Here is a 26,643-nt window from a genome sequence, read left to right as displayed (position 1 = left end):
CAATGTTGCATACATTGCCCCCCGTTTTGTCAAGCAACTCGTCAAGGATTTGAGTACAAGGGCCCGGGTGCCGCGCCCGGAGCGTGACGAGGATCGCTCCATGACCTCCGCAACCGGGCTCCTGCCCCGCGCCGCCGCCCTCGCCGACGCCACTCCCGAGGACCGCAACCGGGTCGTCGACCTGCTCCGCGCGGCGGCGATCCTCGTGGTCGTGCTGGGCCACTGGCTGATGGCCGCCGTGTACGTCGACCGCGACGGCGGCCTGCACCGGGCCGACCTGCTCGACCTCGCCAGCTGGACCCACCCGCTGACCTGGGTGCTCCAGGTGATGCCGGTCTTCTTCCTCGTCGGCGGCTATGCCAACGGGCTGTCCTGGCGCTCGGCCCGCCGCCGCGGCACGCCGTACGCCGGCTGGCTGCGCGCGCGCCTGCGCCGGCTGGTGCTGCCGGTGCTCCCGCTGATGGCGTTCTGGGCGGTGCTGGCGCCCGCCGCGCACGCGCTCGGTGCCGACCCGGACCTGCTCCGGATCGCCAGCCGAGCGTCCCTGGTGCCGACCTGGTTCCTCGCGGCGTACGTCGTGGTGGTGGCGCTCGCCCCGCTCACGCTGCTCGCCTGGGAGCGCCTCGGCTGGTGGGCGCTCGGCGCCGGCCTGGCGCTCGGCGGGCTCGTCGACCTGGTGAGCGTGCGCGGCGACCTGCTCGCGGTGGGCTTCCTCAACTACGTCGTCGTGTGGAGCACCGTGCACCTGCTCGGCTACGCCTGGCTCGACGGCCGGCTCGCGTCCACCGCGCGGCGACTGGCGCTCGTCGCCGTCGGGCTCGGCGTGCTCTGGGTGCTCACCGTGCACGGCCCCTACGCCGTGTCGATGGTCGGCCTGAGCACCGACGAGATCGACAACGCCTACCCGACTCGGGTCACCCAGGCCTTCCTCGGGCTGCTGCAGGCGGGCGTGGTGCTCACCCTGGAGCCGCTGCTGCGCCGCCTCGTCGCGCACCGCCGGGTCTGGCTGGCGACGGTGCTGGTGAACGGCCGGATCATGAGCATCTACCTGTGGCACCTCACCATGCTCGGCGTGCTCGTCGCCGGCTCGATGGCGCTCGGCGGGCTCGGCCTGCACGGCCGGCCCGACACCGGCGGCTGGTGGGCGACCCGGCCGCTCGCCTTCGCCGTCCTCGCCCTGCTCACCGCCGGCGCGGTCGCGCTCGTGGGCCGCTTCGAGTCCCCGGCACCCGACCCGCGGCCGGCGCCGCCGGTGCTGCGCCCCGTGCTCGCGGTGCTCGGCGTGTGCGCCGGTCTGGGTGCGCTCGCCGCGCTCGGGATCGCCAAGGACGGCGCGATCCTGTGGTACCTGCCGCTGGTGCCGGTCGCCGCCTGCGTGCTCGGCGGGATCGTCCGGCCGCCCGGTCAGGCCGAGCGGAGGTAGCCCTGCTCCCGCCAGCGGTCCAGCGCCGCCCGCAGCTCCGGGTGGTCGGCCCGGTCGGCGGCGCGGCCCCCCGCCACGAGGGCGGGCACGCCGGGCTCGGCGCCCGCGTCGTAGACGACGGTGAGGCGGTTGGCGGTCGCCGCGTTGATCAACGAGCCGAGCAGGGCCACCGGGTCGCTGCGGTCCTCCAGCGAGAGCACCCGGACGTCGCCGGGCAGGGCGGGCAGCTGGGCCGCGGGTGCGCTGGCGGTCACCACCTGGTCGACGGCGAAGCCCGGCAGGTCGGTGCGGGTGGCGATGTCGAGGGCCGCGGCGCCGCCGCTGCCCCGCCCGACCAGCATCACCCGGGTCTCGCCGTCGTGCTCGGCGGCCGCGGCGCCCAGGGCGCGGACCACGGCGGCGGCCCGGCCCGACGCGTCGCCCGAGACCAGTCGGAGCCGGCCCGCGGCAGGCGGGGGCGCCGTCGTACCGGACAGGAAGGCGAGGAGGCGGCCGGGCCCGACCCGCAGGATCCGGACCGGGTCGCCGTCGGCGCCGCCGCTGAGCAGGGTCATCAGGTCGGCGAGGCCGGTGGGCGCGCCGCCCTCCTCCTCGCCGGCGACCGGCTCGGTCTCCGGGGCCGGGCTGGGCAGGTCGACCGCGACGTCGCGCAGCGCGGAGCCCCAGTCGTCGCCGAGCGGTGCGATGCCGGTGGCGCGCAGCCCGCCTGCCCGGGCCTGCCGGCCGGCGTCACCGCCGCGCAGGCCACCGGTGAGCAGCTCGCGCATCTGCAGGCTGTCGAGCAGGCCGCCGCCGGTGGTGACGTGCTCCATCAGCTCGGGGTTGGCCTCGGCCAGCTCGTTGAGGTAGGCCGCGACCCCGTCGCGGTCGAGTGCGTCGGTCTCGATCAGCCCGGCCGCCACGATCGCGCCGCCGAGGCTGACCTGCGGGGCGAGGTAGCCGATCGCCTTGCCGGCGATCGAGCCCAGGGTCTGGTACGCCGCCGCCTGCAGCTCGTCGATCCAGCGGTAGGTCAGCACGGTGGCGCGCAGCACGAGCGCGTCGGCGTCGAGCTCGATCGAGCGCCCGAGCAGGCCGTCCTTGCCGGTCGTCGCGGCGCGCAGCTCCTCCTCGGCCGTCGTCCAGGTGCCCGGCGAGAGCGGGGTGGAGGCGACCACCTCGGGGTCGGTGAGCACCTGCTGGCCCAGCTGGGCCCAGTCGCGCATCTGCGCGCCGGCGTCGTCGAAGAGGTCGGCGAGCCGCATCATCTGGTCGTACTTGTCGGCCAGGTCGGCGGACTCGACGGCGCTCAGCGGCCGTGGGCTCTGCTGGTCGGTCATCGCGCTCCCTCCAGCACCGGGGCCACCACGGCGGCCAGGTCGGCGGGCTCCACCGCCCGGATCTCCAGCCGGGGCACGCCGTCCTGCTGGTGCGGGCGCAGGGCCCGCCAGCCGTCGGCGAGCAGGGTCCAGGAGACGACGCCGACGGTGTCGACCTCGGTGCCGGAGACGTCGGCGACGAGCGCGCGCAGCCGGCCCTGCGCCTCGCTGGCGAGCGCCGTCAGCAGGCGGGCGACCGCGTCGTCGGGCAGCACGCCGTCAGGGCCGAGCACGGCGCCGCCGTGCCGCGCGGCGAGCACGGGCAGCAGGTCGCCGCGGCCGACCCGGGTCGCCTCGGCGGCGGCGTCGGCGAGCTCGAACGGCAGGTCGGCGTACGACGGGACGGTGGAGGTGCCGAGCGTGACGTCCTCCGAGATCGCGGCGACCCGGGCCAGCTCGCCGGCCCAGGCGTCGGTGGCGAACCAGCCGATCTCGAAGACGATGCCGTCGACGGTCGCGAGCGAGGCGACCGCGGCGTCGTCCTGGCGCTGCCAGACCTTGGCCTGCACGCCGGCCATCCGCAGGTCGACGTCGAGCGCGGTGCGGGGCGCGGCGAGCAGGCCGATCGCGCCGGCCAGGCCGGGGTCGAGGACACCGTCGGTCAGCAGGCCGCGACGCTCCAGCGCGTCGGCGGGGTCGTGCAACGAGGCGACGGCCGCCCGGTAGGCCTGGTCGTCGGTCGCCGCCGGGCTCTGCCCGAGCCGGGACTGGATCGTGTCGACCGCCGCCGGCGCCGCGACCTCGAAGGGCAGTGGCGCACCGCCCGCGAGGCTCGCCGCGTGCTGCAGCTCGGTCAGGGTCAGCCCGAGCCGTCGCGGGGCGGCGTCGAGGGCGTGCCGGGGCTCGCGGACGGCCACGTGGGTCAGGTCGATGGTCGGCACGTCAGCGCTCCAGCCCGGGGACCTCGACGGCGAGCCAGTCACGGTGCCCGGCCGGGGGCGGGGTGAACGCCGCGAGGGTCTCGTCGAGCGGGTCGGGGGTGATCTGCGGGCCGTCGTTGCGCTCGTTGCGGGCCGCGATCGCGGCGACCCTGCCCTGCGCGTCGGTGACCAGCGCGCGCACCCGGGCCTCGGTGGCGGCGATCTCGTCGGCGGTCGTGTCGACCGCCTCCGCGTGGTCGGCGAGAGCGTCGGCCGCGGCGACGTGCCGGTCCGCGGCCGCGCGCAGGTGGCGGGCCCGCTCGGTGACCCGCTCGCGCATCGCCTCCGCGGCCCGGCCGGTCCAGCCCAGGCCGTCGACCCGGGCGACCAGCTCGTCGGCCAGCGCCCGCACGTCGGCACCCTGGTCCCGGACCGCCGACACGCGTCGCCGGATCACCTCGCTGTCGCCGTACATGAGTCGCGCCCTTCCCTGATCTGCCCGGTCCAAACCTCCCTCCACCTCAGAGGTTGCCGTCGAGGCGGTCCAGCGCGGCGGTGATGTCGGCGCTCGACCCGGCGAAGCTGAAGCGCAGGAAGCGCCCGCCGTCGACGGTGTCGAAGTCGATCCCGGTCGCCACCGCGACCCCGGTGCGGGCGAGCAGGTCCTTGGCGTAGGCCATCGAGTCCCGGGTCAGGTGCCCGACGTCGGCGTAGGCGTAGAACGCGCCGTCGGCCGGCGCCAGCGCGGTGATGCCCAGCCGCGGCAGGCCGTCCAGCAGCAGCGCCCGGTTGGTGGCGTAGCGCTCGACGTGCCCGTCCAGCTCGGCGTACGACGCCGCGTCGAAGGCGGCCAGTGCCGCGCGCTGGGCCAGCACGGGCGGGCAGATGCTGAAGTTGCCGGTGAGCACGTCCACCGGCCGGCGCAGCCGCTCGGGCGCGAGCATCCAGCCCAGCCGCCAGCCGGTCATGGAGAAGTACTTCGAGAAGGAGCCGAAGACGACCGCCTCGCGCGAGGTCTCCCAGGCACAGGCGGCGCGGGCGCCGGCGTACTGGATGCCGTGGTAGATCTCGTCGGACACCAGCTGCACGCCGTTGTCCTCGCACCAGCGGGCGATGGCCGCGAGCTCCTCGGGCAGCAGCATGGTGCCGGTCGGGTTGGCCGGGCTGGCGACGACGAGGCCGGCGAGCGGCTCGCGCGCGTGGGCCTCCGCGAGCTGCTCCACGGTGGGCTGGAAGCGGGTCTCCGGGCCGGTCGGGACCTCCACCACCGTGCAGCCGAGCGCGGCGAGCACGTTGCGGTAGCAGGGGTAGCCGGGCCGGGCGATCGCCACCCGTGCGCCGGCGTCGAAGGCCGCGAGGAAGGCGAGCAGGAAGCCGCCGCTGGAGCCGGTGGTCACGATGACGTCGTCGGCCGCGACCTCGACGCCGTAGCGGCGGCGGTGGTGGCCCGCGATCGCCTCGCGCAGCTCGACGATGCCGGTGGCGGGGGTGTAGCCGAGCGGGTCGCCGCTGCCGAGCAGGCGCACCGCCTCCGCGGCGACCGGTGCCGGTGCGCCCGTGCTGGGCTGCCCGGCGACCAGGTTGAGCAGGTCGCCGTGCGTGCGCTGCCGTTCCGTCGCACCCGCCAGCAGGTCCATCACGTGGAAGGGCGGGACGTTCGCCCGGGCGGCGGCGGTGAAGCGGTCGGTCACGTCCCGACCCTATGCCGCGTCGAGTGGGTAGTTCCTACCCCCTGAGCAGGCGTTTGCGGCCACGAGGCGGGCCGGAAGTCCCCACTCGCGGGCCGGAAGTCCCCACTCGCGGGGTGCAAGGCCCCAGTCAACGGCGGGCGGCGGCGTGGGCCCCGGCCCGGCGGCCGAAGAAGGAGCCCTCGCCGAGCTGGGTGCCCGAGCAGTAGCCGTTGCCGTCCTGGGCGATGTTCGACGCGCAGGCGCCGGCGGCGTACAGGCCGGGCACGACCGAGCCGTCGGTACGACGGACCTCGCCGTCGACGGTCGTGGCCATGCCGCCGATGGTGAAGCCGGCGTACAGCGCGACGCCGAGGGAGAGGTCGAGCACCGCCCACGGGCCGGCGGTCTGCGGGGCCAGCCAGTCCGGGTGCTTGTGGAAGTCCGGGTCCTCGCCGCGCGCCGCGTGCTCGTTGTAGCGCGCGACCGTCGCGACCAGCGCGCCCGTGGGCATGCCGAGCCCGGCCTCCATCTCCTCGATCGTCTCGAAGCCGTCCTTGAGCGGCACGAGCGGCATGTGGTCCTCGCCGAGGTGCTCGCTGTCGACGACGAGGTACGCGACCGCGCCCGGCTCCTGCATCACGTGGTACGACGTCCGTGCGTGGTAGCTGTCCTCGGCCACGAAGCGCTGCCCGTCGCGGTTGACGATGATCCCCTTGCAGCGCGCGGACGGCGGGTAGAAGGGCGCGGTGATGAACGGCTCCTCCATGTGCTCCAGGGCCGCCCCGACGGACTCGCCGAGCCGGATCCCCAGCCCGTCGTCGTACGTCGACCCGAGGGTGAACAGCTTCGAGCCCAGCGCGGGCGTGTAGCGGGCGACCATGTCGGCGTTCATCACGAAGCCGCCGGCGGCGAGGACCACGCTGCCCGCCCGGACCGCCCCGTGGAGGTCGAAGGAGCGCCAGGCCACGCCGACGACGGCGTCCCCGTCGGTGACGAGGTTGGTCGCGCCGGTCTCGTAGCGGACCTCGACGCCCTCCTTCTCGCACAGATCGCGCAGCAGGTCCATCACGATCCGGGTGCCCTCGGTGTCGCCGGGCACGGGCACCTTGTGCCCGCGCGGGGCGGGGGCGACCTCGTCGCGGAAGGGCCAGACCTTCTCGTTGCCGGTGAACATCAGGCCCTCGGTGCCGGGCTGGATCACCGCCTTGCCGGGGAAGAAGGAGCGCTCGAACGCGAAGCCGAGCGACTCCAGCCAGTCGAAGTGCGCGACCGATCCCTCGCAGTAGGCACGGATCTTCTCCTCGTCCGGGTCCTTCGTGCTCGCCATCAGGTACGCCGTCATCGCCTCGACCGAGTCGTCGTGGCCGGTGGCCTGCTGCACCGCGGTGCCGCCGCCGAGGTAGAAGTGCCCGCCGGACATCGAGGACGTGCCGCCGTGCACCGCGGCCTTCTCCAGCAGCAGCACCCGGGCCCCGGCGCGGGCGGCCTCCAGCGCCGCGCAGCCACCGGCGATCCCGAAGCCGACGACGACGACGTCGTAGCTCTCCGGGTCCTGGCCGAGGGCGCTGACGGGGAGGGCCTCGGGAATAGCCAGGCCGGCGGGAACGTTGTCGCTCGTGGTCGTCACGGACTCATTTTAGAACACGTTCTACCGATAGACTACGTACCCGCCACCCGACGAAAGCCGAGTGACCTTTGACCTTCGACGTCCACCAGCTCGACCAGTTCGTACTCGTGGGCGCCGCCGTCACCTTCCTTGCCGTCCTGGCGGTCCGGCTGTCCGCCGGTGCGGGGCTCCCGAGCCTCCTGGTCTACCTGCTGATGGGCGTCGTCCTGGGCGAGTCGGTCGTGGGGATCCGGTTCGAGGACGCCCAGCTCGCGCACGCGCTCGGCTTCGGTGCGCTGGCGATCATCCTGGCCGAGGGTGGTCTCACGACGAGCTGGCGCGACGCCCGCCCGGCCATGCGGATGGGCCTGTCGCTGGCGACCGTCGGGGTGATGGTCTCGGTCGCGGTGATGGCCGTGGCGGGGCACTTCGTGCTCGGGCTGCCCTGGGAGCTGGCCGTCCTGCTCGGTGCGGTGTGCTCACCGACCGATGCCGCGGCCGTGTTCTCGGTGCTGCGCGTCGTACCACTGCCGAAGCGGGTGACCGGCGCGCTGGAGGCCGAGTCCGGTCTCAACGACGCCCCGACCGTCGTCCTGGTCACCCTCGTCGCCTCGGGCGCCGTCGGTGAGCACGGGCTCCTCGGCACGACCGGGATCGTCGTCTTCGAGCTGCTCGCCGGTGTCGCCTTCGGCCTCGTCGCCGGCTTCGGCGGCGCCTGGGTGATGCGCCGGGTCGCGCTGCCGTCCTCGGGCCTCTACCCGATCGCGATCCTCTGCCTCACCCTGATCGGGTACGGCGCGTCCGCGGCCGTGCACGCCAGCGGGTTCGCCGCGGTCTACGTCGCCGCGCTGGTCCTCGGCAACACCGACCTCCCGCACCGCGCGGCCACCCGCTCCTTCGTCGAGGGCCTGGCCTGGCTGGCGCAGATCGGGCTCTTCGTGATGCTCGGCCTGCTGCTCTCGCCCGGCCGGCTGAGCTGGAGCACGGTCGGCATCGCCCTGGCCGCCTGCGCGATCCTCACCCTCGCCGCACGCCCGCTCTCGGTGCTCGTCAGCGCGCTGGTCAAGCCGATGCGCTGGAACGAGCTCGCCTTCCTGTCCTGGGCGGGGCTGCGCGGCGCGGTGCCCATCGTCCTCACCACGATCCCGCTCGCCGAGGGGGTCGATGGCTCCGACCGGCTCTTCGACATCGTCTTCGTGCTGGTCGTGGTCGACACCCTGCTCACCGGGCCGACCCTGCCGCTCGCCGCGCGCCTGCTGCGCGTCACCCGGCGCTCGGAGCCGCGCGGGATCGAGCTCGAGGCCGCGCCGCTGGAGCGCGTCGCCGCCGACCTGCTGCAGGTGACGATCAGCCCGGTCTCCAAGCTGCACGGCGTCGAGGTGGGCGAGCTGCGGCTGCCCGTCGGCGCGAACGTGTCGATGGTGGTCCGCGACGGCCAGGCGCTGGTGCCCGAGCGTCGTACGGTCCTGCGGCACGGGGACGACCTCATCGTCGTCACCCCGCGCAAGCTGCGCGAGGCCACCGAGCAGCGGCTGCGCCAGGTCAGCGGGGGCGGCCGGCTCGCGCAGTGGCTCGGCGACGACCGGCGCCGCTAGCCCGGCCCCCGACGCCCGGCCGACGACGCCAGGTCGGGATCGGTGCTCAGCGGCGGCGCGCAGACATAGGAGTCCTTCTGCGCCGTCACCGTCGCCTTGCCCTTCTTCACGCCCTTGAACTTCTTGCCGACCACGATCGTCACGCCCGGGTAGCCCGAGGGCTGGTCGACGATGTCCACGCCCTTGCCGAGGTACGACGCGAGCAGGATCGCCGCCGGGTCGCCGGGGTCGTCGGACCACACCTGCGCACTGACCAGCCCGGTGTCCTTCGGGGCGTTGCCGATCTTGCCCTGGCCGAAGCCGAAGCCGACCAGCTTGTCCATCGTGGTGCCGGCGAGGCCGTTGGCGCCGCCGGCGTTGAGCACGGTCACCATGACCTGCGGCGGTGCGACGTCCTCGCCGGAGGAGACGAGGGTGTCCGTGCAGGGCGCCGCCTCGACCTTCTCCGGGAAGGGCGAGGTCACCCGCGACCAGCCCCAGGCGACGGCGGCGAGGAAGACGACCGCGAGCACCACGAGGGTGATCGCGGAGCGGCTGCCGTCCTTGACGTCGTGGGCGTCCATCCCCTCAGCCCTCCATCCGGATCACCCGCGCGTGCAGCACGTTGCGCTGCTGGAGCGCGGCCCGCAGTGCGCGGTGCAGGCCGTCCTCCAAGTAGTACTCACCTCTCCACAACACCACGTGCGCGAAGAGGTCACCGTAGAAGGTGGAGTCCTCGTCGAGCAGGGACGAGAGCTGGAGGGTGTCCTTGGTGGTGACCAGCTGGTCGAGCCGGACCTGGCGCGGCGGCACGGCAGCCCAGCCCTTGGAGCCGAGGCCGTGGTCGGGGTAGGGACGCCCGACCCCCACGCGCTTGAAGATCACGGGCCCGGAGTCTACGGGCCCGCATCGAGCTCGGCGCGCGTCGGCGGGTCGGCGCCGGGCCGCGAGACGGTGATCGCGGCAGCGGCGTGCGCCCGTCGTACGACGGCGGTGAGGTCGGCGTCGCCGAGCCCGGTGATCCGCTGGTAGGCCCCGGGCCCGGCGACCCCCGCGGTGAGCAGCGCGTCGAGCAGCCCGGCGGTGAAGGTGTCTCCGGCGGCGATCGTGTCGACGACCTCGGTCGGCTCGCCGGGCACGTGCAGCACCCGGCCGTCGGCACGGACGACGCTCGCGCCGGCGCCGCCCTGGGTCACGACCACCACCGCCGGCCCGGTCCTCGCCCACGCGGACGCGGCCTCGACGGGCGCGACGCCGGGGAAGTACCAGCCCAGGTCCTCGTCGCTGACCTTCACCACGTCCGACAGCGCGACCAGCTCCTCCACCCGCGCCAGGGTGGCGTCCCGGTCGGGGGTGATCCCGGGGCGGGCGTTGGGGTCGAAGGAGACCAGCGCCTGCCGCCGTACCCGCCGCACGAGATCCCGCACCGCGTCGGCCCCCGGCGCCAGGACGGACGCGATCGAGCCCACGTGGAGCGCGTCGCACCGGTGATCGGCGATCCGCGGCGGCACCCAGGACAGGTCGAACTCGTAGCGCGCGGCTCCGCCCGCGTCGAGCACCGCGGCGGCCGTGCTGGTGCGCCCGGTGGCGGGCGCGGTGGCCTCGACGGCGACGTCGCTCGCGGCCAGCCAGCGCCGCAGCACCTGACCGCGGGCGTCGTCCGCGAGCACGGTCGCGAGCCGCGGGTGGTGGCCGAGCCTGCCGAGGGCGAGCGCGACGTTCGCGCAGCTGCCGCCGGGCAGCTCCACCGGCTCCTGGCCGGCTCGCTGGACGATGTCGATGAGGGACTCACCGACCACGAGCACGGGGTGGTCGTCGGTCACAGCCAGGCTCCGTCCCGGATCGCGCGGGTGAGGGTGGGGGTGAGCGGAAGTCGCGGCAGGAGGGTCGCCTGGACCGCGTGGTAGAGGTCGGGCTTGCCCGGCCACACGCCCGCCGCCGGCCGGTTCCCCGCGTCGAGCTGGTGGTGCCACGAGCCCTGCGCACGGTCCACGAAGGCCTCCTCGGCGTGGGCCCACCACCGCGCGAACAGCGCGGCGTAGCGGTCGTCCCCGGTGCGCTGCCGCAGCGCCGCCGCGGCGGCGAGCGCCTCGGCCACCACCCAGTGCATCCGGTCCCGTACGACGGGCGTCCCCGACCAGTCCGTCGTGTAGACGAAGCCGGGGGCGCCGTCGACGGCCCAGCCGTCGGCGACCGCGCGGTCGAAGAGCGCCTCGGCCGTGGGCAGCAGCCGCTCGTCGGGCGCGACCGCGTCGAGGGTGAGCAGCAGCCGGGACCACTCCAGGCCGTGGCCGACGGTCGCGCCGTACGGCTTGAACGGGTCGGCCGGGCGGTCCGCGTTGAGGTCCGGGAGCGGGGTCCAGGCGGCGTCGAAGTGCTCGGGGAGGCGGCCGTCGTAGCGCTCGGCGAGGTCGACGACCAGCTCTGCGACGCGGGCCGCGCGGTGCCGCCACGCGACGTCACCGGTGGTGTCGGCGACCGCGAGCATCGCCTCGACGGCGTGCATGTTCGCGTTCAGCCCGCGGTAGGGCTCCAGGTGCGACCAGTCGGCCGACCACTCGTCGCGGCAGCGGCCGGCGGCGTCGTCCCAGAACCGGTCGAGGAAGACCGCGCTCGCCGCGGCCAGCAGGTCCTCGGCGCCGTCGAGGCCGGCGAGGACGGCGCTGGAGGTGCCGAGCAGGACGAAGGCGTGGTCGTAGCAGGACTTCCCGGCAGCCAGGTCCGGCCGGCCGTCGGCGTCGAGCTGGTGCAACCAGCCGTCGTGCTCGGTGTCGCGCAGCGGGCCGGACAGCCCGTCGAGCAACCGCTGGGCGAGCTCCCGTGACCCGGGCCGGCCGGTGAGCGCGGCGATCGCGTGCACGTGCAGCATCCGGCAGGTGATCCAGGTGAGCACCCCACGGGCGTGGTCGGGGCGGCCGGCGTCGTCGAGCCAGGCGGCACCACCGGCAGGGTGGACGAGCGTCGTACCGAAGCCGGTGAGGCGGTCGTACTCGTCAGCCAGCCGGCCCCGCAGCGCCAGGTCGTCGAGCCACGTCATGGTCCGATCGAGCCTAGGCCATAGGGCCGGCCGGGGGAGGGGAGGGAGGTCAGGCGCTCCAGCGCACCGCGTCGTCGACGAAGTCCGCGAGCCGGTGGACGCCGCGCAGGTCGCTGCGCTGCTCCATCAGGCGGGTGAGGTTCTGGGCGTGGCGGTCGCGCAGGGCGGCGCGGCGGGCGGTGGCGAGAGCGGCGGCATCCTCGGGGGTCGCGACGGGGTGGGCGTCGACGGCTTCGAGGTGACGGCCGGTCTGGGTCTCAGGAGAGGTCGTCTGCTTCATGCAGACAACTGTGAGCCGATGAGGTTTCCGCGAACAAGCCTCGCGGTTACGAAACGGTGTCGTGGCATGTGATGCCGACGACAGTGCAAGTGGCGGGGGCTTTCACGGTGCCAGCGGGAGGTGCCGCGCGGCCACCATCGCCGGTCCGTACCAGGTGAGCAGCCGCCCCGGGACCAGCCGGGTCGGCACCCGCGTGAACGCCTCCGGCCCGTCCTCGGCGGTGAACACGTAGGGCTCGTCGGGCAGCAGCACCAGGTCGATGCTGTCGCGGTCGATCGCGGCCAGGTCCACGGTCGGGTAGCGGTCCGCGCCGTCGGCGAAGGCGTTGGCCCAGCCCAGCCGGCGCAGCAGGTCGCCGGTGTAGGTGCGCGGGCCGACCACCAGCCACGGGTCCCGCCACACCGGTACGGCGACCCGTCCCCGCACCCGTGGCACCGGACCCGACCACAGCGCCGTCGCCTCCCGCAGCCAGTCCGGCTCGTCGTGGGCGAGCGCCTCGTCGTACAGGCGGGCCAGCGAGGTGAGCGCCTGCGGCACCGTCTCGATGTCGGTCACCCAGACCGGGACGCCCGCCTCGCGCAGGCGTCGTACGTCGAGTGCGCGGTTCTCCTCCTTGTTGGCCACCACCAGGTCCGGCTCCAGGGCGCGGATCGCCGCCAGGTCGGGGTTCTTGGTGCCCCGGACGCGGGAGACGTCGAGGTCGGCCGGGTGCGTGCACCAGTCCGTCGCCCCGACCAGGCGCTCGGGCAGGTCCGTCGCGAGGGCCTCGGTGATCGAGGGCACCAGGGACACGATCCGGCGCGGGGGCCGGGGGAGCGGGACGTCGGCCCCGAGGTCGTCGGCGCTCACCGGCGGTCCGCGGTCAGGTGTCTCAGCGCAGCGCGAGCGAGCCGGACAGTGCCGGCTCCCAGCCGAGCGCGGCGTGCTCGGCGACCCGCTTGTCCAGGCCCTCGGCGACGCCCGGCGGCCACGGCGCGGTCTTGCGCTCGTCGAGCTTGACGCACAGGAAGATCTCCTCGAAGACGCACGCCACCCGCTGGTTGGTGTCGTCGAGGACGTAGACCACCGCGTGCGCCGCGCGCTCGGCACGGCCGACCAGGCGCACCCGCACCGACATCTCGTCGCCGGTCTTCAGCTCGTGCAGGTACGTCAGGTGGTGCTCGGCCGAGAGGCACGCGAAGCCGCTGGCGATCGGCCAGTTCTGGGAGATGCCCACGTCGTACAGCGACTCGTCGAGGCCCTCGCTCCCGATCCCGAGGTAGTGGCGCACGTTGAGGAAGCCGTTGAAGTCCTCGAACGCGGTGGGGACCGGCTGCACCGCGAAGGCGGGCAGGGTGACGAGCTGGTCGTACGTCGGCTGCGTGCTCATGGGACGGACCCTACTCACGTCGCGGGCCGAGTGCGCGCACCCGCCCGCGACGGCATCTACCCGGGCGTTGTGGCATCTACCCGGGTGGTCTACCACCCTGGTAGAGGTCTGGACACGTAGTTACATGGGCGCCGTGGCGATTGCCGCCCCGCGCGGGCGCGACGTAGGATGGGGCGTACAGATCACCTGTGTGTATCTACCTCGCGCCGGCTCGGCCGGCGGTCCAAGGCGGCACCTGACCCCTTGGACGACACCATGGTCGAAGCCGCTCGGTCGCTGCTGAAGGCGACCGGTCCGACGTACTTCCCGATCGCGCTGGTCGCGCGACTGCCCTACGCGATGATGGTCGTCGGCGTGCTGACGCTCGTCGTCGCCGGCCGCGACTCGCTCGCGTTCGGTGGGCTCAGCTCGGCGATGGTCGGCATCGGGGCGGCCTGCTTCGGGCCGCTGCTCGGTGCCGCTGCCGACCGCTTCGGGCAGCGGCCGGTGCTCCTCGTGGCCGGCGTGGCCTCCACCACCGCGCTGGGGCTGATGGCGTGGGTGGTCTACAGCCCGCTGCCCGGCGCCGCCGTGCTGGCGGTCGCCTTCCTGGTCGGTGCGAGCGCGCCGCAGATCGCGCCGATGTCGCGCAGCCGGCTGGTCCAGATCATCGCCGCGCGGATCTCCCCTGCCCGGCGGGAGCGCACCTTCGACGCGACGATGGCCTACGAGTCGGCCGCCGACGAGATGGTGTTCATCATCGGGCCCTTCCTCGTCGGCCTGCTCGGCACCGCGCTCGACCCGTGGGCGCCGGTCGCGGCGGCCGCCGTGGTCACCCTGGTCTTCGTCTCCGCCTTCGCCGTGCACCCGACCGCCACCGCACTGGCGGAGCCCGGCGGGGAGAGCGTGGCGCCCGCGCCGGCCGCCGAGCTGCGCCGCCCGGCGCTCCTCGTCGTGGTCGCCGGCATCCTCGGCGTGGGCCTCTTCTTCGGCTCCATGCTCACCTCGCTCACCGCCTTCATGGGCGACCACGGCAACGCCGAGGGCGCCGGCCTGGTCTACGGCGTGATGGGCATCGGCTCGGCCGCCTTCGCCCTCGGCGTCGCCTTCCTGCCCTCGGCCTTCTCGCTGCGCGCCCGGTGGCTGGTGTTCGCCGGCGTGCTGGTGGCCGGCACGGCGCTGCTGCCCCTCGCCGGCTCGGTGGCCGCGATGTGCGCGCTGCTGCTGGTGATCGGCACCGGCGTCGGTCCGACGATGGTGACGCAGTACAGCCTCGGCGCGCTGCGCAGCCCGGTGGGCCGCTCGGCCACGGTGATGACGATGCTCGGCTCGGCCGTCATCGTCGGGCAGGCCGCCGCGTCCGTGGTGACGGGCAACCTGGCCGACCGGTTCGGGACGGGCGCGGCGCTCGTCGTACCGCTGGTGGCGGCGGGGCTGGTGCTCGTCGCCGGGCTCGTGAACTGGCGGCTCTCGCCGCCGGCGCCGGCCGGTGGTCTCGACGAGCTCGACCAGCTCGACGAGCTCGACCAGCGGGGTCTCGACGAGCTCGACCAGCTCGACCAGCTCGACCAGCGGGGACGGCTCGTCGGCTAGGCGCGGTTGGCGGCCGCGCGGCGCTCCAGCAGCGCGCGCTCACCTGCATTGCGGGTCCGCTCCGCGGCCTCGGTGAACGCGGTCGCCGCCTCGTCGTGGCGGCCGGCCCGCTCCAGCAGGTCGCCGCGGACGCTGGGCGCGAGCGGGGAGTCGCGCAGCGCGTCGGTGGGGATCGCGTCGAGCACGGCCAGGCCCGCGTCCGGGCCGGCCGCGCGACCGTGCGCCACCGCGCGGTTGACCTCGACGACGGGCCCGGGCGCGGCGGTGGCCAGGACGTCGTACAGGTGGGCGATGCGGGGCCAGTCGGTGTCCGCGGCGCTCGCGGCGCGGGCGTGCAGGGCGGCGATCGCGGCCTGGAGGTAGTAACGGCTGACCGGTACGCCGCGCGCCGCGATCTCCTCGGCCCGGCGCAGCGCGGCGAGGCCACGACGGACGAGCAGCTGGTCCCAGCGGTCGCGGTCCTGGTCGTCGAGCAGCACCGGTTGGCCGTCGGCGTCGGTGCGCGCGTCCAGCCGCGACCCCTGCAGCTCCAGCAGTGCCTGGAGGCCGTGCACCTCGGGCTCCTCGGGCGCGACCTCGGCGAGCAGCCGGGCCAGCCGGATGCCCTCGCGGGCGAGGTCGGGGCGGGTCCAGTCGTCGCCCGCGGTGGCGACGTAGCCCTCGGTGAAGATCAGGTAGACGACCGCCATCACGTCGTCGAGGCGCTGCGTGCGCTCCGCGCCGGTCGGCAGCTCCAGCTGCGCGCCGGCCTCGGTCAGCGTCTTCTTCGCGCGCGAGATGCGCTGGCCCATCGTGGTGCTCGGGACGAGGAAGCCACGGGCGATCTCGTCGGTGGTCAGGCCGCCGACCAGGCGCAGGGTGAGCGCGGCGCGCGACTCGGGGGTGAGCGCGGGGTGGCAGCAGAGGAAGACCAGCCGCAGGACGTCGTCCTCGATGTGGTCCACCTGGGCATCCAGGTCGGGCATCGGGCTCACCTCCTCCGCGGCGCGGCCGAGCTCCTCGGTCTTGCGGCGCAGGTTCGCCGCACGCCGGACGTGGTCGATCCCGCGGCGCTTGGCGGTCGTCATCAGCCAGGCGGCAGGGTTGGCGGGGACGCCCTGGGCCGGCCACGCCTCGAGGGCGGCGACCAGCGCGTCCTGCGCGAGGTCCTCGGCGAGCTCGACGTCTCGGGTCATCCGGACGAGGGCGCCGACGAGACGAGCCGACTCCGCGCGCCAGGTGGCGGTGATCGCGTCGGCGGTCGTGGCGTCGGCCATGCGGCCAGCCTAGGGCCGGCCGCACGGCGCGGACGTCAGGTGGTGCTCAGCCCTCGGCCGGGGTGGGTGCCTCGTCGGGCACCTGGCGCAGGGTGGCGACCATCGAGCACTCAGGCCAGTACGTCGCGTGCAGCTGCGCGAACTCCTCCTGGTTGGCGATCGCCTCCTCGAGGGTGTCGTACTGCAGCAGCGCCCAGCCGCCGACGGCCTCGCGCGCCTCGGCGTACGGGCCGTCCACCCGGGTGACCTCGCCGGTGCGGACGACGAAGTTCACCGCGTCCTCCAGGCCGTAGAGCCCGCCACCGTCGAGGAAGTGGCCCTTGCCGGCCTGCTCCCCGATGTAGGTGTCCATCGCGTCGAACAGCGCCTGCGGGGGCTGGCCCTGTCCCTCTTCCATCCGCACAAGTCCCATGAAACGGGGCATGTCGATCAGTCCTTCTGGTTCGTAGGTGAGTGATTTACGAACCTACGTCGAACGAGCGACCAGGCTTTCGACATCGACCGCGAAAAAGATCTCAGACGTTCCGCCGGTACTGCCCGCCGACCTCGAAGAAGGCCTCGGTGACCTGGCCGAGCGAGCAGACCCGCGCCGCGTCCATCAGGACGGCGAACACGTTCTCCCCGCTCGTCGCGGCCTCCTTGAGCCGGGCGATCGCCGCGGCCGCGTCGGTGGCGTGGCGAGCCTGGAAGTCCCGGACCCGGTCGAGCTGGGAGTCCTTCTCGGTGGTGGTCGCGCGGGCGAGCTCGATGTGGTCGGGCGTGCCGTCGCTGCCGCCGGGGGCGCGGAAGGTGTTGACGCCGATGATCGGCAGCGTGCCGTCGTGCTTGCGGTGCTCGTAGAGCATCGACTCGTCCTGGATCCGGCCCCGCTGGTAGCCGGTCTCCATGGCGCCGAGCACGCCGCCGCGCTCGGAGATCCGGTCGAACTCCAGCAGCACGGCCTCCTCGACGAGGTCGGTGAGCTGGTCGATGACGTAGGAGCCCTGGAGCGGGTTCTCGTTCATCGCCAGGCCCCACTCGCGGTTGATGATGAGCTGGATGGCCAGCGCGCGGCGCACCGACTCCGCGGACGGGGTGGTGACGGCCTCGTCGTAGGCGTTGGTGTGCAGGGAGTTGGCGTTGTCGTAGATCGCGATCAACGCCTGGAGCGTGGTGCGGATGTCGTTGAAGTCCATCTCCTGCGCGTGCAGGGAGCGACCGGAGGTCTGCACGTGGTACTTCAGCTTCTGCGAGCGCTCGTTGCCGCCGTACTTGTCCTTCATCGCGACCGCCCAGATCCGGCGGGCGACGCGGCCGATCACGGAGTACTCCGGGTCCATGCCGTTGGAGAAGAAGAACGACAGGTTGGGGGCGAAGTCGTCGATGTCCATGCCGCGCGCGAGGTACGACTCGACGTAGGTGAAGCCGTTGGCGAGGGTGAAGGCGAGCTGGCTGATGGGGTTCGCCCCGGCCTCGGCGATGTGGTAGCCGGAGATGGAGACCGAGTAGAAATTGCGCACCTGCTGCTGGATGAACCACTCCTGGATGTCCGCCATGCAGCGCAGCGAGAACTCCGTGGAGAACAGGCAGGTGTTCTGGCCCTGGTCCTCCTTGAGGATGTCGGCCTGGACGGTGCCGCGCACGGACTTGATCGCGTCGTACGGGTCGATGCCGCGCTCGCGGGCCTGGTCCATCACGGTGTTGAGGTAGAACGCCAGCACCGTCGGGGCCGGGCCGTTGATGGTCATCGAGACCGAGGTCGTCGGGGAGAGCAGGTCGAAGCCGTCGTACAGCGCCTTCATGTCCTCCAGCGTCGCCACGGAGACGCCGGAGGTGCCGACCTTGCCGTAGATGTCGGGGCGCTCGTCGGGGTCGCGGCCGTAGAGCGTGACCGAGTCGAAGGCCGTGGACAGGCGGGTGGCCGGCTGACCCTCGGAGAGGAGCTTGAAGCGCTTGTTGGTGCGGAACGGGTCGCCCTCGCCGGCGAACATCCGGGCCGGGTCCTCGTCGGCGCGCTTGAACGGGAAGACGCCCGCGGTGAAGGGGAACTTCCCGGGGAGGTTCTCCCGGCGCCAGAAGCGGACCAGCTCTCCGTGGTCCTCGAAGCGGGGCACGGCGACGCGGGGGACGCGGTTGCCGGAGAGCGACTCGCGGCCGTTGCTGGCCGTGTCCTCGTCGTACGACGCGACGACACCGGGCCACGCCGTGAGCTCGTCGCGCAGGTCCAGCGGCAGTTCGTCGTGGGCGCGCGCGGCGGCCGCCGCGATCTCGTCCCCGGTGGTCGAGCCCGTCGAGACCAGCTCGCCGGCGACGGTGGCGAAGTGCTGCGCACGGCGAGCCTTGGCGACCAGCTCCTCGGTGGCGGCGTGGTAGCCGCGCACGGTCTCGGTGATCTCGGCGAGGTAGCGCACCCGGTCGGCGGGCAGGACCTGCTGGATCCGGGTGGAGAACTTGCTCTCGACGGGCGCGAGCATGCCCTCGCCCGCGGGCAGGCCCTGCGGGACGAGGAGGTCGCGCAGGTGCTGGTAGAGCGCGGTCACGCCGTCGTCGTCGAAGGTGGCCGCGGACGTGCCGAACACCGGCATGTCGGTGGGCTGCTTGCCGAACGCCTCGCGGTTGCGCACCATCTGGCGGCCCACGTCGCGCAGCGCGTCGGCGGCGCCACGCCGCTCGAACTTGTTGATCGCCACGGCGTCGGCGAAGTCGAGCATGTCGATCTTCTCCAGCTGCGAGGCGGCGCCGAACTCCGGCGTCATCACGTAGAGCGAGGTGTCGACGAAGGGCACGATCGCCGCGTCGCCCTGGCCGATGCCGGGGGTCTCCACGACGACGAGGTCGAAGCCGGCGGCCTTCACCACGTCGAGCACGTCGGTCAGGTGCTCGGGCACCTCGTGCGCGCCACGCGTGGCGAGGCTGCGGAAGTAGACCCGGTCGCGGTCGAGGCCGTGGCCGGTGAGGTCGAGGCTGTTCATCCGGATCCGGTCGCCGAGCAGCGCTCCGCCGCCCTTGCGGCGGGTGGGGTCGACGGCGATGACCGCGACCCGGACCTTGTCCTGCTGGTCGATCCGCAGGCGTCGTACGAGCTCGTCGGTGAGGCTGGACTTGCCGGAGCCGCCGGTGCCGGTGATCCCGAGGACGGGGACCCGGCGGCCCTCGTGCGCGGCACGGACGCGGGCCAGGAAGGCGTCGTCGAGGCGGCCCAGCTCGGCGCCGGTGATGGCCCGGGCGAGCGCCGTACGGTCGCCGGCGACGACCTGCTCGGCCGTGACCGCGGCGGTCTCCCACAGGTCGGTGTCGCACTCGGCGACGACGGTGTTGACCATGCCCGGAAGGCCGAGGCGCTGGCCGTCCTCGGGGGAGAAGATGGTGACGCCGGAGGCGCGCAGCCGGTCGATCTCGTCGTGCACGATGACGCCGCCCCCGCCGCCGACGACCTTGATGTGCTCGGCGCCGCGCTGGCGCAGCAGCTCGACGAGGTACTCGAAGTACTCCACGTGCCCGCCCTGGTACGACGACACGGCGATGCCCTGGACGTCCTCCTCGATCGCGGCCTCGACCACCTCGGCCACCGACCGGTTGTGGCCCAGGTGCACGACCTCGCAGCCCTGCGACTGGAAGATCCGCCGCATGATGTTGATCGACGCGTCGTGCCCGTCGAACAGGCTGGACGCGGTCACCAGGCGGACCGGGTGCTGCGGGACGTGCAGGGTGGAGTCGGGCATGCGGGAGGCCTCCAAGGTGTTCGGACTTCCGATAGTAGGACGTCCTACTAAATCTGTGAAGTGGGCGCGATGCCTTAGGGTCGGGCGCATGTCCGCGCCCCGCCTGCCCTTCGACCCGATCGACCGGGCGGGCGAGCTGTGGGAGGAGCACTTCGGCGACGCCACCTCGATGCGCCTGGCGACCTCCGTGATGCGCGTGCAGCAGCTGATGATGAGCGCGCTCGACGGCGCGCTGAAGCCGTTCGGGCTCACCTTCTCCCGCTACGAGGTGCTCGTGCTGCTGCTGTTCAGCAAGCGCGGCTCGCTGCCGCTGAGCAAGATCGGCGAGCGGCTGATGGTGCACCCCACCTCGGTCACCAGCGCGATCGACCGGCTGGAGGCGCAGGGCTTCGTGGAGCGGGTCCCGGACGAGGACGACCGGCGTCGTACCTTGGCCCGGCTGACGCCGTCCGGCCGCTCGACCGTGCGCAAGGCGACCAAGGCGGTCAGCGCGATCGAGTTCGCGATCACCGGCCTGGACGACGGGCAGCAGGGCGACGCCTACGACCTGCTGCGCAAGGTGCGGCAGGCGTCGGGCGACTTCCCGGCCTGAGCCCCGCGCTCAGCCCGCACGTGGTGCGTGCGTGTGCCGCCCATGTAACTCGGTGTTCGTGCATCTACCGGAGAGTCGTGACCGGTCATGACTCCGTGGCAGATGCCGTTCCGCCGTGGTGGATGGCTACGCCGGTTCGACCGGACCGGTACGTCGACGATCGCCGTACTCGCGCCGGATGTGCTCCGCATCGCGCGCCAGCCGCTCGTGGAGGCGCTCGCCGCGCAGGGCGGTCGTCTCCGCGGCGTCGCGTCTGAGCCGCTCGATCGCGGCGGCGCGCCGCGGCCCCCAGTGATCGTCCCAGTAGACGTTGCTCGTGCCGAGTCCTTCGTCGCGCAACAACCGCTCGCGCCGCCACGTCTCCTGTGCCACCACCTCCGCTGGGCTGGTGGCGACACCGCCGCCGGCGACTGGCCGGAGCTTGACGAGCCCGTGCGCCTCGACGATGTGGTTGCCGACGCGAATGTCGCACCACTTGATGCCTTCGCGGGTCCGCACGGGGAACTGGGTGTCTGGTCGGCCGATCCCGGCCTCGATGACCAGGAGCCGGGTCAACGACTCGTGGACCGACTCCGCTCCGTGGTCGGCGAGCGCGACTGCCTCGCGCGCGGCCCGCACGCCCGGCCAGCTGGTCATGGTGGAGTACGCCGCCTCGAGATCCGTCCGTGTCGCGCCCCGCTGCAGGACGGCGTCGGCGGCGACGACGCCGTGCAGCACTCCGCGCTCACGCGCGATGTCGACGGCCGTCCTCGGGAGGTCCAGGGCTGGCAGTCCATGTGCCCGCCCGACCTGGCTCGGAGTGAATCGGGCGAGGTGATGGCGCACGCCGTACTCCGTCCAGGCGTTGGTGAAGCCGGGCCGCGTCACGTGCACGAGTGGTTGTGCTGGACGGAGCAACGGCAGCCCCCACGCGTGGGCCGCCGAGTCGTGGCTGAGGACCCAGCCGCGCCGCATGGTGGTGATTGCCGCCCGCGCGAGCAGAAAGGGGCGGCCCACGTGCTCGTCGAGTGCTGCCCAGGTCGCTCCGTCGGTGAAGACGCCTCGGCGCAGTCTCACCAGCTCGCCCGCGTTCAGCAGCCGACGGATCTCCGACGGAGTCACGCCGAGATCGAGCAGCTTCTCCCGGGTGATGGCGCCGGAGCCCGCGGCGATGGTGTGCAGGACCCGTGGACTCATGCGCCGGAGCATGCCCCGGCGGGCGGCGCCGGCCAAGTGGTCGAAGGCGGCCTGTGGATAACCGGGGTGGGTGGGATTGCGGCCGTTCCTATGTAACTCGGTGGTCGTGCATCTACCGGGGGGTCCTGACCGGTCACGAGTCCCTGGCAGATGCACGAACACCGAGTTACAAGCGATCGAGTGCGCTCAGCCGTAGGTGTAGAAGCCGCGGCCGGTCTTGCGGCCCAGCAGGCCCGCCTCGACCATCCGCGCGAGGAGGGGCGGGGCGGCGTACAGCGGCTCCTTGAACTCCTCGTAGAGCGACTCGGCGACGGCCTTGGTGGTGTCCAGGCCGATCAGGTCGGCGAGGGCGAGCGGGCCCTGGGGGTGGGCGGCGCCGCGGACCAGGCCCTCGTCGATGTCCTCGGCGGTGGCGAAGCCGGACTCGAGCATCCGGATCGCGGAGAGGATGAACGGGATCAGCAGCGCGTTGACCACGAAGCCGGCGCGGTCCTGGCAGTCGATGGCGTGCTTGCCGAGGTCGTCCTGGACGAAGGCGCGGGCGCGCTCGGTGGTGTCCGCGTCGGTCATCAGCGAGGGCACCAGCTCGACGAGCGAGAGCACCGGGACCGGGTTGAAGAAGTGGACGCCGAGCACGTGGCTGGGCCGGCTGGTGACGACCGCGAGCTTCATGATCGGGATCGAGGAGGTGTTGGAGGCGAGGATCGCGTCGGGTGAGGTGACGACCTCGTCGAGGCGGCGGAAGAGGTCGGTCTTGGCCTGCTCGTCCTCGACGATCGCCTCGACGACGAGCTGGCGGTCGGCGAGCTCGGCGAGGTCGTCGACCACCCGCACCCGCCCCAGCACGGCGTCCGCCGACTCGATCTTGCCGCGGCTCTCGGCGCGCTTGAGCGAGGTCTCCAGCCGGTTGCGCGCGGCGTCGACGGCCGCGGCGGAGGACTCCACCACGACCACGTCCTTGCCCGCGCGGGCGCTGACCTCGGCGATGCCGGCTCCCATCAGGCCGCCGCCGACCACCCCTACGCGCTCGATGTCCGTCATGACCGTCTCCCTCCAGACGTGAATTGCTAGGACGTCCTAGCAATCTACGCCCGGGGGTGTCAGCCGACGAGCGCGGCCACCTCGCCGACGATCCGCTCGGAGGTGCGCTCGACCATCGCGAGCACGTCGCGGAAGCCGGCGTCGCCCCCGTAGTAGGGGTCCGGTACGTCGCCGGGCCCCGCCGGGTCGAGGTCGCGGAAGAGCCGCAGCCGCTCCGGGTCCGGGTCGGGGCCGAGGGCCCGGAGGTCACGCAGGTTGTCGGCGTCCATGGCGAGCACGAGGTCGCACTCCTCCAGCCAGGACGGCAGGACCTGCTGGGCGCGGTGGCGGCTCGCGTCGTACCCCTCGGCGGTGAGGAGGGCGGCCGCGCGGCGGTCCATCGCGCCGCCGACGTGCCAGTCGCCGGTGCCGGCGCTGACCACGCTCACCCGGTCGTCGAGCCCGGCGTCGGCGACCCGGGCGTCGAGGACGACGTGGGCCATCGGGGAGCGGCAGATGTTGCCGAGGCAGACCAGGGCGATCCGGTAGTGGCCGGGCGTGCGCGGCGCCGGCAGCATCAGTCGTCCACGCCGACGATCGCGTCGAGGATCCAGGTGGTGATGCTGATGATGATCGAGCCCCACACCGCCGGCCAGAAGCCGTCGACGTGGAAGCCGAGGCCGACCCCGTCGGCGATCCATGCGGTGAAGCGCAGCAGCAGGGCGTTGAGCACGATGAGGAAGAGGCCCAGCGTGACCAGGATGAACGGGATCGAGAGGATGGTCAGCACCGGCTTGACCCAGGCCGTGACCGCGCACGAGATCAGCGCGACGACGAGCAGCGGGACGATCTTGTCCTCCAGCTCGGCGCTGCCCTCGGTGGCGCCCTCGAACCAGATCCCGTCGAGGAGCTGGGCGGCGAAGGCCAACGCGGCGGCGGTGATGGCCCAGCGGGAGAGGAAGGCGATCATGGCGCCATCATTCCAGGCTCACGCCAGGCTCATTCCAGGCCCAGCGCCTCGATGACCTCGACCTCGGCCTCGTCGATGTGGCGGCGCAGGAAGGCGTACGCACCGTCGGGGCCGTCGATGTGCCCGGCCTCCAGCAGCTCGACCAGCCCCTCGTGCGACTCCGCCTCGTTGTGGGCGTTGCGGTGGAGCCGGTCGACCTGGGCCAGCGCCAGCTTGAGCTCGTCCATCAGCGCCTCGGCCATCTGCACCAGGCGCGGGCTGCCGGTGAGCTCGACCAGGGAGACGTGGAAGGCGAGGTGCCGCTCGTTCAGCTCCTCGTACGACGCCTCGCCACCGCGCACCGCCTCGGTGTAGGCCTCCAGGGTGTCCCGGACGCGCTGGCGGCGCCCGCCGTCGGCGGCGGTCCAGGCCTGCACCCCGGCGCCCTCGAGCACCCAACGGGCCCGGCACACGTCGCGCACCGAGTCCGCGCGCGGGGTCACCACGGACACGCCGCGGTTGGGCTCGCGGGTCGCCAGGCCCTCGGCGACCAGGACGGTGAGCGCCTCGCGGACGGTGGGCCGGGAGACGCCGAGGGACTCGGCGAGCGCGATCTCTCGCAGCGGCGTGCCGCTCTCCAGCTCGCCCTCGAAGACCGCCCGGCGCAGCTCGGCGGCGACCCGGGAGACGGTCGAGGCGTGCTCGACGCTCAGGGTCGCGAACGCCGTGCGGGGAGCGGAGACGGCCGGCATGGGTCCCATTCTGCCGGTCGGACCGCTATCCTGTGCTTTCTGTCAGATTGTCTGACAATACCAACCAGGGGTGGGAGGGGCGATGACGCTCGAGTGGGGCCGGCACTACGCGATGGTGGACCCGGCGGCGTACCGGATCGACTACGCGATCAACCCGTACATGGATCCCGCCGTGCAGCCCGACCCGGTGCGCGCCCGTGAGCAGTGGCAGGCCCTCGCCGGCACCCTGCGCGCGCTCGGTGCCGAGGTCGAGGAGATCCCGGCGCTGCCGCAGGCGCCCGACATGGTCTACGCGATGAACCTCGGCCTGGTCGCGCTGCGCCCCGACTGGACCGGCCCCGGGCGCCGTTCGGTCGTCATGTCGCACATGCGCTTCCCGCAGCGGCGGGTCGAGACACCCGCGGCGCGGGCGTGGTTCGAGTCCCACGGCTTCGCCGCGTCGTACGTCGGCCGGGACGGGATCGGCGCGCACTTCGAGTCCGGCGACGCCTTCCCCTTCCGCGGAGAGCTCGTGGTGGGGCACGGTCCGCGCACCGACGAGCTGGCGCTCAAGCAGCTCGCCCACGACTTGGGCGTGCAGGTGCGCGGGGTGCGGATCACGCACCCGGGGATGTACCACCTGGACCTGGCGTTCTGCCCGCTCGACGCGGAGCACGCGCTGGTGTGCCCGGCGGCCTTCGACGAGGAGTCGGCGGCGCTGCTGCTCGACCTGGTGCCGCAGCCGGTGGTGCTCAGCGAGGAGGAGGCGATCGGCAGCTGGTGCGCCAACTCGGTGGTCGTCGGGCGCACCGTGGTGATGCCCGAGTGCCCGCGCCGGGTCCGCAACTGGCTGGACACGCTCGGCTTCGACGTGCTGCTCGTCGACGTCTCGGAGTTCCATCTCGGCGGGGGCTCGATCCGCTGCCTCACCAACCCGCTCGACATCACGCTGGGTCGCGACCTCGAGGTGGTGACCGGCGGCCACGTGCTGCCGACGGGGGAAGCCGCCGCCTGATCCGGATACGGTGTGGGCACTGACGTCCCGCGCCCCCCAGGAGAGACGGTGCCCGGTCCTGCTCCCGACGAGCCGCCCACCCGACCGCTGCAGACCCTCGAGGTCGGCGGCGGCAAGGGGCTGCGGGTCGCGCTCGGCGTGCTCGGCGCGCTGGTCCTGGTCGCCGTCGTGGTGATCGGTGTCGTCGTCGTGCTCGGCACGGGCGACGACGAGGGCGACAAGACCGACCAGGCGAGCACCCCGACGTCGGCCACGACGACGCCGGACGCCCCGACCTCCTCCCTCGACATCCCGACGATCAACCCGTCGGACTTCCCGACCGAGGTGCCGAGCGACCTGCCCTCGATCCCGTCCACGCTGCTGCCGTCCGGACTGCCGTCCACCTTCCCGAGCGACCTGCCCTCGCAGTTCCCGACCGACCCGGAGGGCTGGCAGTCCTGGGCCTCCGACTTCCTGGAGCAGATGAACCCATGAGCACCAACCCGCCGTCGTTCCCGCCGCCGCCGTCGTTCCCGCCGCCGCCCGGCCCGCCGCCCGGCCCGCCGCCCGGCTTCCCGCCGCAGGGCCCGCCGCAGGGCCCGCCGCCCGGCCAGGGCAAGGGCCTGTGGATCGCGCTCGGCGTCGTCGGCGTGATCGCCCTCGTCGGCGTCGTCGTCGGCCTGGTCCTGGTGCTCACCAACGGCGACGACGACTCCGAGAAGGGGAACGACGACCGCTCGAGCGCCGCCTCGGGCGCGGCGCCCGACGAGGTCGTCGAAGACCTCATCGACGCCGCCGAGAAGGGCGACTGCGACCAGGCCAAGACCTACCTGTCCGGGGACGCCACCGCCACCGACCCGTGCTCGACGCCGGAGTTCCGGCTCCTGTCCACCGAGGAGGTGGACGCCGAGGTCGGCGACGCGGACATCGACGGTGACACCGCGACCGTGCCGGTGACCTTCGCCAGCGAGGCGGGCAGCACCGACTACGAGTTCGTGCTGGAGCAGGTCGACGGGGCCTGGCGGGTGACGTCGTACGACGAGGCCGGCGACGACCCGACCGACGAGCCGACCGACCCGAGCACGTCCGCGACCGACCCGTCGACGAGCGGCGCGCCCTCGCCCAGCGGCACCAGCACCGCGAGCGCGGTGGCCAACGAGCCGAGCGCCGTCGTGAAGGCCTTCCTGGCCTCGGCGCTCGCCGGCGACTGCGCGACCGCGGAGGACCTGGTCACCCCGGCGTACCTCAAGGACGAGGGGCGCTGCGACGTCTCGGAGCTGCCCTCGGACTTCGGCGACAAGGCGACGTACACGGTCGGCAAGGCGACGGTGAAGGGCACGACCGCGACCGTGCCGATGAAGCTGCGCTACGCCGGCAGCGACGAGAGCTCGACGGTGACGCTGACCCAGGTCGGCGGTCGGTGGCTGATCAGCGACATCGACTGACCGGCGCCGCCGTGACCTCGGCGAAACCTG

General features: G+C 73.3%; 27 protein-coding genes. 7 read left to right on the top strand and 20 right to left on the bottom strand.

The window, feature by feature from the left end:
- The first annotated feature begins 100 nt into the window (after positions 1–100).
- A complete protein-coding gene (locus MRBLML1_RS02980) occupies positions 101–1,423 on the top strand; it encodes an acyltransferase family protein (RefSeq protein WP_364511157.1) in 1,323 nt (440 codons plus the stop codon).
- On the opposite strand, the gene MRBLML1_RS02975 is transcribed toward MRBLML1_RS02980, so the two are convergent.
- From MRBLML1_RS02975 to MRBLML1_RS02955, 5 genes are all read right to left on the bottom strand, one after another.
- Positions 1,405–2,742, bottom strand: a complete 1,338-nt coding sequence (locus MRBLML1_RS02975; protein ID WP_364511154.1) for a hypothetical protein — start codon at positions 2,740–2,742, stop codon at positions 1,405–1,407. The two genes, MRBLML1_RS02980 and MRBLML1_RS02975, sit on opposite strands and share 19 nt — an antisense overlap.
- Positions 2,739–3,662 carry a hypothetical protein gene (locus tag MRBLML1_RS02970; RefSeq protein WP_364511151.1) on the bottom strand — a complete coding sequence of 308 codons (924 nt, stop codon included), beginning with the start codon at positions 3,660–3,662 and terminating at the stop codon, positions 2,739–2,741. Before MRBLML1_RS02970 ends, MRBLML1_RS02975 begins: the two co-directional genes overlap by 4 nt.
- Before the next feature lies 1 nt (position 3,663).
- Complete coding sequence (locus MRBLML1_RS02965; RefSeq protein ID WP_364511148.1) at positions 3,664–4,161, bottom strand: putative T7SS-secreted protein; 498 nt, start codon at positions 4,159–4,161, stop codon at positions 3,664–3,666.
- A 1-nt stretch (position 4,162) separates the two neighbouring features.
- The gene (locus tag MRBLML1_RS02960; protein WP_364511145.1) at positions 4,163–5,332 is read right to left on the bottom strand and encodes a pyridoxal phosphate-dependent aminotransferase; all 1,170 of its coding nucleotides are present in this window, start codon (positions 5,330–5,332) and stop codon (positions 4,163–4,165) included.
- Positions 5,333–5,459: 127 nt separating this feature from the next.
- The gene (locus MRBLML1_RS02955; RefSeq protein ID WP_364511142.1) at positions 5,460–6,938 is read right to left on the bottom strand and encodes an FAD-binding protein; all 1,479 of its coding nucleotides are present in this window, start codon (positions 6,936–6,938) and stop codon (positions 5,460–5,462) included.
- 68 nt (positions 6,939–7,006) lie between these two features.
- On the opposite strand from MRBLML1_RS02955, the gene MRBLML1_RS02950 reads away from it, so the two are divergent.
- Complete coding sequence (locus tag MRBLML1_RS02950) at positions 7,007–8,512, top strand: potassium/proton antiporter (protein WP_364511139.1); 1,506 nt, start codon at positions 7,007–7,009, stop codon at positions 8,510–8,512.
- Here MRBLML1_RS02950 and MRBLML1_RS02945 read toward each other — a convergent pair.
- The 7 genes from MRBLML1_RS02945 to MRBLML1_RS02915 form a co-directional block, all read right to left on the bottom strand.
- A complete protein-coding gene (locus tag MRBLML1_RS02945) occupies positions 8,509–9,075 on the bottom strand; it encodes a LytR C-terminal domain-containing protein (RefSeq protein ID WP_364511136.1) in 567 nt (188 codons plus the stop codon). The genes MRBLML1_RS02950 and MRBLML1_RS02945 overlap by 4 nt on opposite strands.
- Before the next feature lie 4 nt (positions 9,076–9,079).
- Positions 9,080–9,376 carry a type II toxin-antitoxin system VapB family antitoxin gene (locus MRBLML1_RS02940; protein ID WP_364511133.1) on the bottom strand — a complete coding sequence of 99 codons (297 nt, stop codon included), beginning with the start codon at positions 9,374–9,376 and terminating at the stop codon, positions 9,080–9,082.
- Positions 9,377–9,387: 11 nt separating this feature from the next.
- Positions 9,388–10,314 (bottom strand): PfkB family carbohydrate kinase, encoded by a 927-nt coding sequence (locus tag MRBLML1_RS02935; RefSeq protein ID WP_364511130.1) that lies wholly within the window; start codon positions 10,312–10,314, stop codon positions 9,388–9,390.
- The gene (locus MRBLML1_RS02930) at positions 10,311–11,528 is read right to left on the bottom strand and encodes an AGE family epimerase/isomerase (RefSeq protein WP_364511127.1); all 1,218 of its coding nucleotides are present in this window, start codon (positions 11,526–11,528) and stop codon (positions 10,311–10,313) included. Before MRBLML1_RS02930 ends, MRBLML1_RS02935 begins: the two co-directional genes overlap by 4 nt.
- A 49-nt stretch (positions 11,529–11,577) precedes the next feature.
- Positions 11,578–11,808: a hypothetical protein gene (locus MRBLML1_RS02925; protein WP_364511125.1), complete on the bottom strand. Its 231-nt coding sequence runs from the start codon at positions 11,806–11,808 to the stop codon at positions 11,578–11,580.
- A 102-nt stretch (positions 11,809–11,910) separates the two neighbouring features.
- Positions 11,911–12,657, bottom strand: a complete 747-nt coding sequence (locus tag MRBLML1_RS02920; RefSeq protein ID WP_364511122.1) for a helical backbone metal receptor — start codon at positions 12,655–12,657, stop codon at positions 11,911–11,913.
- Positions 12,658–12,679: 22 nt separating this feature from the next.
- Positions 12,680–13,177: a thioesterase family protein gene (locus MRBLML1_RS02915; RefSeq protein WP_364511119.1), complete on the bottom strand. Its 498-nt coding sequence runs from the start codon at positions 13,175–13,177 to the stop codon at positions 12,680–12,682.
- Positions 13,178–13,432: 255 nt separating this feature from the next.
- Between MRBLML1_RS02915 and MRBLML1_RS02910 the strand changes: the two genes are divergently transcribed.
- Positions 13,433–14,749, top strand: a complete 1,317-nt coding sequence (locus tag MRBLML1_RS02910; protein ID WP_364511117.1) for an MFS transporter — start codon at positions 13,433–13,435, stop codon at positions 14,747–14,749.
- Here MRBLML1_RS02910 and MRBLML1_RS02905 read toward each other — a convergent pair.
- From MRBLML1_RS02905 to icmF, 3 genes are all read right to left on the bottom strand, one after another.
- A complete protein-coding gene (locus tag MRBLML1_RS02905; RefSeq protein WP_364511115.1) occupies positions 14,746–16,005 on the bottom strand; it encodes an RNA polymerase sigma factor in 1,260 nt (419 codons plus the stop codon). The two genes, MRBLML1_RS02910 and MRBLML1_RS02905, sit on opposite strands and share 4 nt — an antisense overlap.
- A 46-nt stretch (positions 16,006–16,051) precedes the next feature.
- Complete coding sequence (locus tag MRBLML1_RS02900; protein ID WP_364513102.1) at positions 16,052–16,417, bottom strand: YciI family protein; 366 nt, start codon at positions 16,415–16,417, stop codon at positions 16,052–16,054.
- 103 nt (positions 16,418–16,520) lie between these two features.
- Positions 16,521–19,706 carry a fused isobutyryl-CoA mutase/GTPase IcmF gene (icmF, locus tag MRBLML1_RS02895; protein WP_364511113.1) on the bottom strand — a complete coding sequence of 1,062 codons (3,186 nt, stop codon included), beginning with the start codon at positions 19,704–19,706 and terminating at the stop codon, positions 16,521–16,523.
- Between the two features lie 88 nt (positions 19,707–19,794).
- Between icmF and MRBLML1_RS02890 the strand changes: the two genes are divergently transcribed.
- On the top strand, positions 19,795–20,298 hold the full coding sequence (locus MRBLML1_RS02890) for a MarR family winged helix-turn-helix transcriptional regulator (protein WP_364511110.1): 504 nt from the start codon (positions 19,795–19,797) through the stop codon (positions 20,296–20,298).
- A gap of 126 nt (positions 20,299–20,424) precedes the next feature.
- On the opposite strand, the gene MRBLML1_RS02885 is transcribed toward MRBLML1_RS02890, so the two are convergent.
- From MRBLML1_RS02885 to MRBLML1_RS02865, 5 genes are all read right to left on the bottom strand, one after another.
- On the bottom strand, positions 20,425–21,474 hold the full coding sequence (locus tag MRBLML1_RS02885) for a type IV toxin-antitoxin system AbiEi family antitoxin domain-containing protein (RefSeq protein WP_364511107.1): 1,050 nt from the start codon (positions 21,472–21,474) through the stop codon (positions 20,425–20,427).
- A gap of 186 nt (positions 21,475–21,660) precedes the next feature.
- The gene (locus MRBLML1_RS02880) at positions 21,661–22,515 is read right to left on the bottom strand and encodes a 3-hydroxybutyryl-CoA dehydrogenase (RefSeq protein WP_364511104.1); all 855 of its coding nucleotides are present in this window, start codon (positions 22,513–22,515) and stop codon (positions 21,661–21,663) included.
- A 59-nt stretch (positions 22,516–22,574) separates the two neighbouring features.
- A complete protein-coding gene (locus tag MRBLML1_RS02875) occupies positions 22,575–23,072 on the bottom strand; it encodes a low molecular weight protein-tyrosine-phosphatase (RefSeq protein WP_364511101.1) in 498 nt (165 codons plus the stop codon).
- Positions 23,072–23,464, bottom strand: a complete 393-nt coding sequence (locus MRBLML1_RS02870; RefSeq protein WP_364511098.1) for a phage holin family protein — start codon at positions 23,462–23,464, stop codon at positions 23,072–23,074. The genes MRBLML1_RS02875 and MRBLML1_RS02870 overlap by 1 nt, the downstream gene beginning before the upstream one ends.
- 29 nt (positions 23,465–23,493) lie before the next feature.
- A complete protein-coding gene (locus MRBLML1_RS02865; protein ID WP_364511096.1) occupies positions 23,494–24,195 on the bottom strand; it encodes a GntR family transcriptional regulator in 702 nt (233 codons plus the stop codon).
- 82 nt (positions 24,196–24,277) lie between these two features.
- On the opposite strand from MRBLML1_RS02865, the gene MRBLML1_RS02860 reads away from it, so the two are divergent.
- From MRBLML1_RS02860 to MRBLML1_RS02850, 3 genes are read left to right on the top strand one after another with little or no spacing between them, the layout of a single operon-like run.
- A complete protein-coding gene (locus tag MRBLML1_RS02860; RefSeq protein ID WP_364511093.1) occupies positions 24,278–25,189 on the top strand; it encodes a dimethylarginine dimethylaminohydrolase family protein in 912 nt (303 codons plus the stop codon).
- Positions 25,190–25,237: 48 nt separating this feature from the next.
- Positions 25,238–25,663: a hypothetical protein gene (locus tag MRBLML1_RS02855; protein ID WP_364511090.1), complete on the top strand. Its 426-nt coding sequence runs from the start codon at positions 25,238–25,240 to the stop codon at positions 25,661–25,663.
- Positions 25,660–26,613 carry a hypothetical protein gene (locus MRBLML1_RS02850; RefSeq protein ID WP_364511087.1) on the top strand — a complete coding sequence of 318 codons (954 nt, stop codon included), beginning with the start codon at positions 25,660–25,662 and terminating at the stop codon, positions 26,611–26,613. Before MRBLML1_RS02855 ends, MRBLML1_RS02850 begins: the two co-directional genes overlap by 4 nt.
- Positions 26,614–26,643: the final 30 nt, after the last annotated feature.

It is taken from the genome of Nocardioides sp. LML1-1-1.1 (assembly GCF_040676175.1).
In the GTDB taxonomy this organism is placed as follows: domain Bacteria; phylum Actinomycetota; class Actinomycetes; order Propionibacteriales; family Nocardioidaceae; genus Nocardioides.
Note: the sequence above shows the minus strand (reverse complement) of the source record. Positions and strands in the feature narration are given on the sequence as shown.

Excerpts from the sequence above, each read along its gene's own strand:
- MRBLML1_RS02980 (WP_364511157.1), top strand. The coding sequence starts at position 101 with ATGACCTCCGCAACCGGGCTCCTGCCCCGCGCCGCCGCCCTCGCCGAC.
- MRBLML1_RS02975 (WP_364511154.1), bottom strand. The coding sequence starts at position 2,742 with ATGACCGACCAGCAGAGCCCACGGCCGCTGAGCGCCGTCGAGTCCGCC.
- MRBLML1_RS02945 (WP_364511136.1), bottom strand. The coding sequence starts at position 9,075 with ATGGACGCCCACGACGTCAAGGACGGCAGCCGCTCCGCGATCACCCTC.
- MRBLML1_RS02930 (WP_364511127.1), bottom strand. The coding sequence starts at position 11,528 with ATGACGTGGCTCGACGACCTGGCGCTGCGGGGCCGGCTGGCTGACGAG.
- MRBLML1_RS02925 (WP_364511125.1), bottom strand. The coding sequence starts at position 11,808 with ATGAAGCAGACGACCTCTCCTGAGACCCAGACCGGCCGTCACCTCGAA.
- MRBLML1_RS02915 (WP_364511119.1), bottom strand. The coding sequence starts at position 13,177 with ATGAGCACGCAGCCGACGTACGACCAGCTCGTCACCCTGCCCGCCTTC.
- MRBLML1_RS02910 (WP_364511117.1), top strand. The coding sequence starts at position 13,433 with ATGGTCGAAGCCGCTCGGTCGCTGCTGAAGGCGACCGGTCCGACGTAC.
- MRBLML1_RS02905 (WP_364511115.1), bottom strand. The coding sequence starts at position 16,005 with ATGGCCGACGCCACGACCGCCGACGCGATCACCGCCACCTGGCGCGCG.
- MRBLML1_RS02900 (WP_364513102.1), bottom strand. The coding sequence starts at position 16,417 with ATGGGACTTGTGCGGATGGAAGAGGGACAGGGCCAGCCCCCGCAGGCG.
- icmF (WP_364511113.1), bottom strand. The coding sequence starts at position 19,706 with ATGCCCGACTCCACCCTGCACGTCCCGCAGCACCCGGTCCGCCTGGTG.
- MRBLML1_RS02890 (WP_364511110.1), top strand. The coding sequence starts at position 19,795 with ATGTCCGCGCCCCGCCTGCCCTTCGACCCGATCGACCGGGCGGGCGAG.
- MRBLML1_RS02885 (WP_364511107.1), bottom strand. The coding sequence starts at position 21,474 with ATGAGTCCACGGGTCCTGCACACCATCGCCGCGGGCTCCGGCGCCATC.
- MRBLML1_RS02880 (WP_364511104.1), bottom strand. The coding sequence starts at position 22,515 with ATGACGGACATCGAGCGCGTAGGGGTGGTCGGCGGCGGCCTGATGGGA.
- MRBLML1_RS02875 (WP_364511101.1), bottom strand. The coding sequence starts at position 23,072 with ATGCTGCCGGCGCCGCGCACGCCCGGCCACTACCGGATCGCCCTGGTC.
- MRBLML1_RS02870 (WP_364511098.1), bottom strand. The coding sequence starts at position 23,464 with ATGATCGCCTTCCTCTCCCGCTGGGCCATCACCGCCGCCGCGTTGGCC.
- MRBLML1_RS02865 (WP_364511096.1), bottom strand. The coding sequence starts at position 24,195 with ATGCCGGCCGTCTCCGCTCCCCGCACGGCGTTCGCGACCCTGAGCGTC.
- MRBLML1_RS02860 (WP_364511093.1), top strand. The coding sequence starts at position 24,278 with ATGACGCTCGAGTGGGGCCGGCACTACGCGATGGTGGACCCGGCGGCG.
- MRBLML1_RS02850 (WP_364511087.1), top strand. The coding sequence starts at position 25,660 with ATGAGCACCAACCCGCCGTCGTTCCCGCCGCCGCCGTCGTTCCCGCCG.